Raw genomic sequence first — 11,465 nt, 5'->3', positions numbered from 1 at the left:
ATATGAGAGACTCCAAAAACATTGTAATCTTCAGTCTCAGCAGGCTCATTACTGAGCTGGGGACATCCATTTTTCGCTTTGCGCTAAGTCTGTACATTTTAGATCTCACCGGATCATCAAGTATGTTCGCGCTTGTATTGAGTTTTACCTATATTCCCGGCATCATCGTCAATATGGTCGCAGGTGTGCTCGTCGACCGCAGCCGCAGCAAAAAACGGATATTGGTCATTTCCGATTTCCTGTGCGGAATTTCTATTCTGCTGCTTATGTTCATGTTTCATTTTTATCATGACAGCATTTGGCTGTTCGTTGTTTACGCCGTGATCCTAAGCGCCCTCCAAGCGCTTTTTACCCTGACGATTAACTCGTCCATTCCGAATATCGTGGCCCCTGAGCGGGTGGCGACGGTCAACTCCAGCACGCAAAGCATCAGTGCCCTAATCGGGATATTAGGGCCGGTGCTGGGGGCGGCGGCTTACAGTCAATTCGGGTTGGAGCGGATTTTTTTGATCGAGGGGGCCGCGTTCATTCTATCCGGGTTTCTTAATTTGATGCTGCGGTTCTCGTCCCGCAAAGTCGAGGGCGAGGAGCCCAAGCCTTATTTCGAAAGCTTGAAGGAGGTTTACGGATATATCCGGCAGCGCGCCGCGATCAAGTATTTGCTGATGATTTTCGTCTTTATCAACTTTGTAATCGGTCCTGCGGTTTCCCTGATCCTGCCGTTTATCGTTTATCAGGCGCTGGATATGACTCCGCAGCAGTTATCCTTTATCGAAGCGGCTCTGGCGGTCGGTGTGATTATTGGAGCCATTCTCGTGTCGCTGCCGGCGGTAAACCGGTTTATCACCAACAAAATATTCATTCTTATCCAGTGCCAAGCTTTAATGATCATCCTGTGGATGTTTCCGGAATGGTCGATTTTTGAGAAGAGCGCGACCGCGCTGCTTATGGCCGGTTTTATGATCGTCCTGTCGTTAACCGGAGCTCTGAACACGATGGGAAATATCCCCATGCTCTCTTACGTCCAGCTTTACATCCCGGAGCGAATCAGGGCCAGTATTTTAGGGGTAGTGAGCACGGTGACGACGATCGCTGTGCCCGTCGGTATGTGGGTTTACGGAGCACTTCTGGAGATCGTGGACTGGTACTATATTACGGTGATATCGGGTATCGGAATGCTTGCGGTCGGCATTTTGGCGCACCGCAACCGGGACTTGAGGGAGTTTTTTACCCAAGGCAAGGAACCGGAACCGATTAGAGTTGTGGAAGCACACGAAGCCTGACATGTTATAGAACGGAAAAAGCCGAGGAGGAATGAAAAATGAAAGCATTCGAAATCCTGGAGTCCAACGTTAGGTCTTATTGCAGAAGCTTCCCGGTCATCTTTGATAAAGCGAAAGGCGATCACTTGTATTCGGAGACGGGGGAGAGCTATATCGATTTCTTTGCGGGAGCGGGCGCACTCAATTACGGCCATAACAACGAGTATATGAAAGCCCAAATCTTGGAGTATGTCTCCCAAGACCGGATTATGCACGGACTCGATATGTATACCAAGGCAAAGGAAGACTTTATCCTCGCGTTCTCGGAGCATATTCTCCAACCGCGAGCCCTGGACTATAAGCTGCAATTTTGCGGCCCGACGGGGACGAATGCGGTCGAGGCCGCATTGAAACTGGCCCGAAAGGTCAAAGGCAGAACCGGTGTCTTTGCCTTTATGGGCGGATTCCACGGGATGTCCCTGGGGAGCCTGTCCATCACCAGCAGCAATTCGATGCGCGAAAGTGCGGGACTTCCGCTCAGCCACGTCACTTTTATTCCATACGAGGCTTCGGTGGAAGGCCTGGATACGATCCGTTACATGGAGCGGCTTCTGACGGATACGCATTCCGGGACCGCCAAACCGGCGGCGGTTATTCTGGAAACCGTTCAGGCGGAGGGCGGGATCAACGTGGCCGGAATCGAATGGCTCCAAAACCTGCGCCAGTTTTGCGACGACCACGACATTCTGATGATTGTCGATGATATTCAAGTCGGCTGCGGCAGAACCGGCCCGTTCTTCTCCTTCGAACGTGCGGGAATCGTACCCGATATCGTCATTTTGTCCAAATCGATCAGCGGGTACGGACTGCCGATGTCGTTGCTGTTGATCAGACCGGAGCTGGATATTTGGAGCCCGGGAGAACACAACGGTACTTTCCGGGGCAATCAATTGGCCTTCGTGACGGCCAAAGCCGCCCTGGAATTCAGAGCGGCGGAGAGACTCGGGGAGCAGGTTCGGGAGAAAGAGGCCTTTGTCGCCCAATATTTGAAAAATGAAATCGAACCGCTGGGCCCTGGACTTCATATCCGCGGCATCGGGCTGATTTGGGGAATCGACGTCGCCGTGCTGGGCGAGGAGGCGGCGGGGGAGATCGCCAGAAATTGCTTTAAGAACGGCCTCATCCTGGAAAGAGCCGGCCGGAATGATACGGTGATCAAGATTATGCCTCCGCTGACGATCAGTATGGACAATCTGAAGCGCGGGTGCGAGACGATTAAGGAGTCGATCAGCAAGGTTTGTTACTCGTATAGCGTTTAAACAACGAGAGCCGGGGTTCACAGGACCCCGGTTTTTTTAATGCCTTTAGCCAGTTGAGCACGCGAAGCGTGCGAAACAAAAACCACCTGATGGGTTCGTTATAGTAGGAGTATTCAAGCTGCTATGTATAACGAAAGGAAAAGGTAGCTTAATGGCTAATCGAAGTGATATGTCACATCCAAAGAGGCGCCTGGAGTGCTTCCAAACTTCCAATTCCAAAAAAATGCAAATCTGCAGGTGTTTTAGGCCGATTCCCGAGGGAATGCGAAAAAAGATGCAAATCTGCAGGCATTTCTAGCGATTTTAGAGAATCGAGCCGGTTTCGTCGAAAATTCCTGCAGAATCGCAGGAATTTTAAAATTTTGGCCCCGAACGAGAAAAAAACATGCACATATGCAGGAATTCTATATTATCAAGGTTGTCTGAAGCGGGACTAGTAATAAACGCACGCTTATGATTGTATGTGACGTTGGTGGTAAGCCGGGTGCGACGGCTGAACCAGTTTTTATGGCATGAACCGGGAAAATCTGTTAAAACAGAGGAGGAGGCAAGTTTGGCAAGGCAGACAGGACAGGAGAGGTACATACGATGATGACAAAATTCGGGCGGGTGGTTTCCATTTTGGTTCTGACCGCTTTGGTCGGCTGCTCCAAAGCGGCTCCGGGCCAAAATGCGAACGCCGGCGCTCAGGCGAACGTAGAACCGGTGCAGAGGACGGCGGCGTCTATGACGAACGAGGCGAAAGCCAAGGATGGAGCGAACGAGCCGGACACCACCCCGCTGTTTAAAAAATTCATGACAGAGAAAGAGAAGGCGCTTGGGGAAGATCGGAAATTATTCTTTTTTGAAAAAGAGGATCTGGACCGGGATGGGCTGGAGGAGGCGGTGGTGGCTTACGGTCCTTCCAACGACGATTTGACAGACATCTATGTCCTCAAAAACCGGGACGGCCAAATTGTCCAGTTGGGGGACAATCTGAATTCGGGCGGTTACGCTGTCGACGACATCAAGCTCATTCAATTGGATGGACGCGACAACCCTATGATTTACCTGGGACTTACCAATTGGGACAGTATGACCGGCTTCAACCTATTCGAGTTGGCGGGCGACCGTTTAGAAAATCCCGTATATAGCGCTTCGGCAACCGGTGCGGGCGAGGACGTTTTGCTGGACACCGACAATAACGGCAGATTCGACCGATATGAGCAGCGCCGCTATAGTTACGACGTATTTTACTATGAAGTAACCAGAACTTATACGCTCCAACAAGGGGAATTCGTACATACCGATACGTCCGTCCAATTGCCCGATTACCCGGCGAGCCCGGAGGAAGTTGTAGAGGAGTATTTGGCGCTGGGCAAGATCGACGAAAAACTGCCGCAGAATGTTATTTCGCGCCGGGCGGAACTATGCCGGTACTGCGGCGTGCATCCCGGGAAGAACGTGCCTCAAGTGGATGACGGCACTATGCAGAGCTTGATCTTGGGCCTAGAAGAGGAAGGGAGCGCTTTGAAGGTCAAGGAAGGCGGAAGCGGTAAGTCCGCAACCGCTACGCTGGTGTGGACAGACAAGAGCGGAAAGCAGAAGGAGACCATTTTCGAATTGGCCAAGACGGGGGACGGGAACGGCGGAAGGTGGACGATTACCGATATGTCCGCGGGGGAAAAGGTGGCGGGCGGTTCCTCATGATATAATAGTTTTTAAATCATCATTTCAGGGGGCGTTCATTTGAGAGGATACAATGTTTGGCGACCGGTGATGCTGATTCTGGTGGCTTTGCTGACCAATTCGCTCGTAACCAATCTGTGCTTGCTGTTCGGTCTGGCGCCCGCGATGGCCAAAGACATCGGTTTTATCGCCATGATGATTGCGGCTATCGTGATGTACATGCGGATGACGAAGCAGCGGCGGAAATAAGTCGGAAATTTATGCAAAGTTGAAGGAGACTCGTCAAGGGTATGAAAATGAAATGGCACTGGGCTATCGTTTATCTGGTGGGGTTCTTTTTTCTGCTCGTTTTTTTCCCGAGTAATCACAAGCCTCACAGTCGCATTGAAGAGGATGGATCGATTGTGCAAGGCGACAGTCTTGTGCGTGTGGGGGATTTTGAACAGGCGGTCGAGGTGTATGCCGAGGTTCTTCGCAAGGACCCGGAAAACCTGGAAGCCCGGGATAAGAAGGAGCAGGCCGAGAAAATTATGGCTTTGACCGCCGAGCTGATCCGGGAAGGCAATGCGGCGGCTAGGAAGAATCATTTGGATGAAGCCCTGGGGCTATTTGAAAGCGCCAAGGAACTGGCGCCCCATACACCGAACGAGAGTTACCAGAAACTGATGGGAGTTCTTGAGGCCAGGCAAATCAAGGAGTTCTACGGAAATATGCTGGAGTTGGATGCCAAGTGGGAACAAGTTAAGGAAGAATTAAAGAAGGGCGGGACGCTCTCATCAAAAAAGATATCCGAGTCGATCGCCGCGATGCACCCGTTGGCCCAAAAATATTACACCGGCAACAAGCGCCTGCCGAATAAACCCGCAACTCCAGAAGGCATTCGATTGTATGAGGAATATCAGGAGATGGAGGAACATTATCATACCGAATTCATCATTTATCGAATCATTCCCGAAATAGATGTAGAAACTTTTGAGGAAGACGTAGATAAGTACGTAGAAAATGTAAAAATGAACATACAAGTTTTCGGGTTGGATTACCAGCCGGAGCAAGGAAAGCTTAATTATAAAGAACTGTTTTACATTAGGCATCCCGAACTTAAGGGATATCAGTAAATTATTCAGCGGCTGCCCCGAAAGAGGCAGTCGCTTTTTCGGCCGCCAATCGATTTCAATTTAGCTTATGATCCCATTCGATCAGCGGAGTATGGCGGGTTGCTATAAGCAAATCCAGAGAGTATTGGCTGGTGAGCGACGCCGGGTCGGCCGGGGAATTGGCGAAGTAGGCGCCGGCGATACATGCGGCATGGAATTCGCTCCAGCTCACATACATTTTTTGCACAACCTCAGCGAATTGAACGCTGAAGGAACGAGCGGCTTTTCGAGTCATGAATTTGACACGGACGCCCATCCGAAACAAGGCTACCATTAGTGCATAGTCATAGGCAGCGATCTGGGAGGGAGCCAATACATCCATGAAGGTTCGGACACAATACAGCCTGGACTTATTTTTATGTTCTTCCCCCGTCGTTTCCATATATTGTTGTCGTGCAGGATGAGATAGAGCGGAAAGCAGCCGGGCATAGTTGTTAAATTCATGCCGATAACCCTTATGGTGCAGCCAGTTCAGAAAGTGATCGAAGGTTTCTTCATTTTTAATGCCATGAAGGAGCATGAAGTCGGTGATCGCTTGAGAAGGACAGGTTTGGATATGGCGATAGCTACCTATCCCTTCACTAAAAGAAAGCCCGGTATTAAACAGCGTATAAGTCATAGAATCATAAAATGACAATCTGTCCCATTGCCTTAGCATCCTTCAGTATACTCCTTTCGTAAATTTATCATCGAATCCGTCGAATTCTTATGTATTCGAATACCGTTTTGTATACGCCGAGAATCCCGAGAAAAACCAGGATGCCAAGCTGGAAGACGAATTGTCTGTTATAGGGCGTTTCGACTATCGGTCCCCTGACCTCGAAATACGTTTCGACGAAGGGGGCAAGCTCGGAAGGCGCAAGCTCTTCAGCCGCTTTGGCATCGAGATTGTTCAGGCTTCGCGAGTAAGCTGCCAGTCTCCCTATCGCGTCGTCGGAAGAATAAAGAGACTCCCACTGGAGACTTTGGGCGACCGCCAAGCCCAATTCGGGATTGCTTGGATACAGGTATCCTCTTAATGGCGTTTTGCGTTTTTCCTTTGCAAGCTCAAGCGGTGTCTCGGATAAGAAAATGATCGGCATTCCCGAAATTTCCCCAAGATAGATGTAGCGCTCGGGATCACCGTATTGATCGAAACGAAGAAAAGCATAGGGTTTGTATTCGAAAACGCGTTGTTCGTTTAAGACATACTCCCCCACCTCCAATTTTTTTAAATCCAGATTGGGCAGTTCGACATATCTTTGTTCGCTTATAAGGTTCGGAGCCTGGAGATCTTTTACACTTATCGGTATTCTGGCGTTGGCCGTGTTCCAAGACGATATGAGCAGTCCGATCAGAAGCAAGTGGGCCGTCAGTGCTAAGACAAAACCGGTTACTATTTTGCGATTAACGAATCGCCTCCATTTGGTCCGATTCGGAATCGATTGAGTTCCGGATGCGGGATGATGGACTTCCGCCATTCTTTGGACCAAGGAGATTCCTTCCACTTTTTTGCCGAGTGCCAGGAAGGCGTGCGCCATTAGCAGACGGGCTTGCTCATGATCCGGCCAGCGGGCAAGGATCGATTTACATTCCTCCAGCAATGGAGCATAGTCCCGTTTATAGTGCAGCAATTTGGCACGATACCAATATCCGTCGATTTCGTCAGGCATGATCTCAATCAACCGGTTGAAGTAATCCAACGCTTTCTTGTAGTAGTTTTTGCGAAAACAACATTCCCCCAGCAGCCTGAGCAGGTCAGGATCATCGGCAAAAAGGGCATAGGCGCTTTGCAGATATTGTTCAGCTTGCGGGATATGGTCCATGACCAGAGCTTGGTGCCCGAGATCCCGAAGTTCCAAAAACCGGTCTATCTCGACATTTTCCGTCCGGAGCAGGGAATCGAAACGGAACCCCGATTGAAGCTGCCTTTGGTAAAAAAGCAGAAAGGAATCGGCATGGAGGTCAGGGTCGTACTCGTCCGATGCTTCCATGATGCGGAGCCAGCCGAAACTCTTTTCGAGTATTTGCCAGACTTCGGTCGGCAGATAGCGGCGCGTCTGTAAAAGCGATAATAACTGTGCGCTGACAACGGGGGCGGTGTCCAGATTCCACACGGTTTCGGAATGAAGAAGCTCCTCCCACTTCACTGCCGATATCCGCGCAGGGAAGTCATCGTATAGGGCGGCCGCGCGATCGATCCATTCCGCGACAGCCCGAAGATTCGCTTCGGCCGGATCGGTTTCGGCGACGGGAGGCATTTCCATCACTCGTATTTTTGGGAGGACAAGGTCCGGCTCCCGATTCGAGTTGGGTTCCGGGTATGCCTCCGGGTTCATCAGGCGTATTTTTGGGAGGACAAGGTCCGGTTCCCGATTTGAGTTGGGTTCCGGGTATGCCTCCGGGTTCATCAGGCGTATTCTTGGGAGGACAAGATCTGTCTCCCGGGTAGGCTCCGTTTCCGTTTCCATTTCCGCATTTACCCAATCTTCATCGTTCTGCGCAGTTTCAAGCGGCGCTCCTTTTTTCGCATACCCCACGGCGGCGTCAAAAGCTTCCCGCAAGGCTTGATATCCGGCGGGATCATCCTCCGGGTGGTATACTTTAAGCTGCCGGGCATACGCGCGCTTAATGGCTTTCATATCCGTCGTTGGGGGGAGTCCCAACCGTTCCCAAATGGTCATCTAAAAGCGATCCACCTTCCAAACGAAATCTAGATAGGTTGAACTAAAGAATTGGCGCTGGTCAATGTGATACGGTTTCGGCAAATACGTCACCAGCATCGACAATTTCCCTAGACCCTCGCGGTTGCTGCAATAGCGGCCTTTTGGGCCGTTATTTCGGCCAGATTCGCTTTAACCGAGAAAATAGCGGTCAAAAAAGGCCTTATTTTCTGCCTCGGGGTCCAATAATCAGGTTTTGGCTCTCTTTTTCCTAAAATAAGCACTAGCGTTGCATTAAATTTCGCAGACAAAAAAGAAGACATCTCCTATTGTTGAGTTACCCTCGCGTTATCCATAAAAACGCCTCAACAATAAGGAGATGACTATGGATAACGTACCTAATCAAACTGTCATTTGTCAATGTCTAAAGTTATTAAATGTGGACCCTTCTCGTAATACATCTTTGGATTATCGTGCCCGGAAATTTTTTGTCGGTTCTGCGACTCTTCTGTTTATTGAGGCTCAGTTGCACCAGCGCGGTTCCTATAAAGTGATAGCAGAGCATTTAGCCGCCAATCGCGATTTTCAGAAATTCCTTCAACTCGAAAGTATCAGTGCTGCCCAGTTATCACGAAAAATGAAGCAACTGCCTATGGCAAATCTTCAAACGCTCTTTTTCTCGATCATGGAACGAATCAAGCAGCAAACGAAGAACTTGAAGGGAATTACTCCGGGTATTGGTAAACTAAATCTCTTAGATTCGACGGGAGTTACTCTGCCACCTATTCTCGCAAAATGGTGCTACTGTTCAGAAACCAATCACGGCGCGAAGATGCACACCTCCTTGGTCGTGGTGGACTCCAAAACCATGTATCCGGGTAAAATCATCGCCTCCACCAAGGATATCGCGGACCATGAAGTGGCTCTTGAATTCACGGTCGACAAAGACGCGACTTATGTGATGGATCGTGGTTACCAAGTGTACGAGCATTTTCAACAATGGCTAGAGGACAAGATCAAATTTGTATGTCGCGTCAAGGAAAATAGCCGGCTAACGATCATCCGGGAAAGGGAACTGCCCAAAAGACAGAAGGGTTTCATCCGTGATGCTGATGTGAAGCTTCCGGGCTTGCCTGGGGTTTTTCGCCTAATTGAGTTTTATGATGACCAGAAGCGTACTTATCGCCTTGTAACGAACCGTTTTGACTTGTCTGCACACCAAATCGCTGAGATTTACCGAAATCGTTGGCACATCGAGTTGTTTTTTAAGTGGGTCAAACAGCATATTCGATTAGTTAAACCACATGGATATACGCCAGAAGTCATCTGGAACCAAATGTATATCGCTTTAATCGCCTATGCTTTATGCTTGCTCGTCAAGTTGACCCTGGACTGTAAAAAATCGATGTGGGATCTTCTTCAACTGATTCGTATCTATGCGGAAAAGCCGTGGGAAGATCTGATGAAAGCCCTCTACCGCAAGCCAACACGAACCTCGAAGGGGCGAACCAAGCGAAATGGCAGGCCACCAAAAAAAGCAAAGAAGTCAATGGAGCCGAGACTGATCATACGCTAATGACAAATGAACAGGAATAGTAATTTTCAAAAAAAAGGATAATGCGTAGGGCCTTTTCCCCCTTAGCTTTTTTTGTTTAACCAAGAAAAACATAATGTAAAAATATTGATTAAAAGTAAATTTAGGGGAATTATTCATAATCAAATTACTTAATGCAACGCTAGTGTAAAATAAGACCCTTAAAAGCGGCTATTTCCCAGAATTAAGGCGAATTCGACAAAATAGCGGCGTAAAAAGCTCTTATCACGATTCATCTATTAGCTTTCAAAGGGAAAAAGGGCTCCGTCGAATAGAAAGGTGTTGCTCAAGAGTTGTAGATGTGCAGAAATTCTACGCAAACCAAGGTTGTCTGATGGGGCGTCTAGATATAACGGGAAAATCTCCCGCTAATGTACCGCTTTTGGCTCTTGAGCAAGATTTAACGGGAAAAGCTCCATCTATTTTGTGGCCGAATGGCCGATATGCATTATTTCAAGCGGATTAGCGGGAGGTTTGCAACTAGAATTAAAAGTGGACACCTTATAAAAGAACCTTAATAATAGAGTTTAAATTAGGAGGTGTTCACATGGGTGAACAGCGGCAACGATTTAATGAGGAGTTTAAGAGAAAGACGGTGAAATACATTCAGGAACAGACGAAATCCATGCCGGAGATCGCTGAGGAATTGAATATCCCTGCAAAGACCTTGCATCAATGGAAAGCAAAGTACAGAACATTTGAAAACGAACCTTTGGCAAGTCAAGAGAAACTCCGTGAAATGGAGCGACTCCTGAAAGAGAAGGAGAAAGAACTGAAGCTCAAGGACCAAGAATTGGCGGATACGAAAGAGGAGTTAGCAATCGTAAAAAAGGCGGTTCACATCTTCAGCAAACCAAAGAACTGAGGTTCCAATTCATTGAAGCTCATAGCTCCGAGTTTTCGGTGGAGAAGATGTGTCGAGTCCTGGAAGTATCCCGGAGCGGTTATTACAAATGGAAATCAGCTAAACCAAGCCAGCAGGAGTTACGTAAGGCTCGAATCATGGAGCGGATTAGGTTTCACTTTTACGATAACAAGAAACGGTATGGCAGCCCCAAAATCACGAAATTACTCCATCAAGAGAACTGTGAGATTACGGAGCGTACAGTAAGCAACTACATGAACGAAATGGGATTGCGTTCTTGTGTAGCTAGGAAATTTAAAGTAAGAACAACGGACTCTAATCATGACTTTCCGATTGCACCGAATGTATTGGACCAAAAGTTTAAAGTCAATGAACCTAATAAAGTTTGGGTAGCGGACATTACCTATATTCGATGCACCGAACGCCGGCTGTATTTGGCCAGTATTATGGATCTTTGTACGCGTGAAATTGTAGGATGGCGCTTAGGAGAGCGAATGACAACAGAATTAGTACTAGGAGCGCTGGATGATGCGTATGCAGCTAAAAAGCCTAAAAGAAAAGTGCTTCACCACTCAGATCGTGGATCTCAATATGCTTCGGATGAATACAGAAAGAGACTAAAAACCTTACGGATGAAAGCCAGCATGAGCCGCAAAGGCAACTGTTACGATAACGCTTGTATTGAATCGTTCCATAGTATTCTCAAAAAAGAACTCATCTACTGCACCAAATTTAAGACGCAGCAGCAGGCATACGAAGAAATATTTGAATACATTGAGTTCTTTTATAACCGGAAACGAATCCATGGAGCATTGGGATATATGTCCCCAGTACGCTTTGCGGCTCAATTGCAAAAGAAGAAAAAGTCGGCTTAACATGAAAGCCAAAAAAATAGTGTCCACTTTCTTGACGGAGGTCCAGTTTTCCAGCTAAATCGCCTCCGCAACCGTATAGGCACCGA

At 48.3% G+C, this 11,465-nt stretch carries 10 protein-coding genes; 8 read left to right on the top strand and 2 right to left on the bottom strand.

What is annotated here, in order from left to right:
• Nucleotides 1-2: 2 nt before the first annotated feature.
• From FRY98_RS07405 to FRY98_RS07385, 5 genes are all read left to right on the top strand, one after another.
• Nucleotides 3-1,283 (top strand): MFS transporter, encoded by a 1,281-nt coding sequence (locus tag FRY98_RS07405; protein ID WP_148451031.1) that lies wholly within the window; start codon nt 3-5, stop codon nt 1,281-1,283.
• A gap of 38 nt (nt 1,284-1,321) precedes the next feature.
• On the top strand, nt 1,322-2,581 hold the full coding sequence (ectB, locus tag FRY98_RS07400) for a diaminobutyrate--2-oxoglutarate transaminase (protein WP_148451029.1): 1,260 nt from the start codon (nt 1,322-1,324) through the stop codon (nt 2,579-2,581).
• Between the two features lie 588 nt (nt 2,582-3,169).
• Nucleotides 3,170-4,270, top strand: coding sequence for a hypothetical protein (locus FRY98_RS07395; protein ID WP_148451028.1), 1,101 nt, complete (start codon nt 3,170-3,172; stop codon nt 4,268-4,270).
• Nucleotides 4,271-4,309: 39 nt separating this feature from the next.
• On the top strand, nt 4,310-4,498 hold the full coding sequence (locus tag FRY98_RS07390) for a hypothetical protein (RefSeq protein WP_148451027.1): 189 nt from the start codon (nt 4,310-4,312) through the stop codon (nt 4,496-4,498).
• 41 nt (nt 4,499-4,539) lie between these two features.
• Entirely contained in the window at nt 4,540-5,364 is an 825-nt protein-coding gene (locus FRY98_RS07385; RefSeq protein WP_148451026.1) for a tetratricopeptide repeat protein, read from the top strand.
• A gap of 55 nt (nt 5,365-5,419) precedes the next feature.
• On the opposite strand, the gene FRY98_RS07380 is transcribed toward FRY98_RS07385, so the two are convergent.
• Complete coding sequence (locus FRY98_RS07380; protein ID WP_148451025.1) at nt 5,420-6,061, bottom strand: DUF1266 domain-containing protein; 642 nt, start codon at nt 6,059-6,061, stop codon at nt 5,420-5,422.
• A 28-nt stretch (nt 6,062-6,089) separates the two neighbouring features.
• On the bottom strand, nt 6,090-8,066 hold the full coding sequence (locus FRY98_RS07375; RefSeq protein ID WP_148451024.1) for a J domain-containing protein: 1,977 nt from the start codon (nt 8,064-8,066) through the stop codon (nt 6,090-6,092).
• 364 nt (nt 8,067-8,430) lie between these two features.
• On the opposite strand from FRY98_RS07375, the gene FRY98_RS07370 reads away from it, so the two are divergent.
• From FRY98_RS07370 to FRY98_RS07360, 3 genes are all read left to right on the top strand, one after another.
• Nucleotides 8,431-9,621 carry an IS4 family transposase gene (locus tag FRY98_RS07370; protein ID WP_170286984.1) on the top strand — a complete coding sequence of 397 codons (1,191 nt, stop codon included), beginning with the start codon at nt 8,431-8,433 and terminating at the stop codon, nt 9,619-9,621.
• Between the two features lie 565 nt (nt 9,622-10,186).
• On the top strand, nt 10,187-10,504 hold the full coding sequence (locus FRY98_RS07365; protein ID WP_148451023.1) for a transposase: 318 nt from the start codon (nt 10,187-10,189) through the stop codon (nt 10,502-10,504).
• Complete coding sequence (locus tag FRY98_RS07360) at nt 10,432-11,379, top strand: IS3 family transposase (protein ID WP_148451022.1); 948 nt, start codon at nt 10,432-10,434, stop codon at nt 11,377-11,379. Before FRY98_RS07365 ends, FRY98_RS07360 begins: the two co-directional genes overlap by 73 nt.
• The last annotated feature ends 86 nt before the right edge of the window (nt 11,380-11,465 follow it).

The organism is Paenibacillus faecis, from assembly GCF_008084145.1.
GTDB lineage: Bacteria > Bacillota > Bacilli > Paenibacillales > Paenibacillaceae > Fontibacillus > Fontibacillus faecis.
Note: the sequence above shows the minus strand (reverse complement) of the source record. Positions and strands in the feature narration are given on the sequence as shown.

Coding starts and splice junctions, on each gene's coding strand:
- FRY98_RS07380 (WP_148451025.1), bottom strand. CDS start 6,061: ATGCTAAGGCAATGGGACAGATTGTCATTTTATGATTCTATGACTTAT.
- FRY98_RS07385 (WP_148451026.1), top strand. CDS start 4,540: ATGAAAATGAAATGGCACTGGGCTATCGTTTATCTGGTGGGGTTCTTT.
- FRY98_RS07365 (WP_148451023.1), top strand. CDS start 10,187: ATGGGTGAACAGCGGCAACGATTTAATGAGGAGTTTAAGAGAAAGACG.
- FRY98_RS07395 (WP_148451028.1), top strand. CDS start 3,170: ATGATGACAAAATTCGGGCGGGTGGTTTCCATTTTGGTTCTGACCGCT.
- FRY98_RS07370 (WP_170286984.1), top strand. CDS start 8,431: ATGGATAACGTACCTAATCAAACTGTCATTTGTCAATGTCTAAAGTTA.
- ectB (WP_148451029.1), top strand. CDS start 1,322: ATGAAAGCATTCGAAATCCTGGAGTCCAACGTTAGGTCTTATTGCAGA.
- FRY98_RS07405 (WP_148451031.1), top strand. CDS start 3: ATGAGAGACTCCAAAAACATTGTAATCTTCAGTCTCAGCAGGCTCATT.
- FRY98_RS07375 (WP_148451024.1), bottom strand. CDS start 8,066: ATGACCATTTGGGAACGGTTGGGACTCCCCCCAACGACGGATATGAAA.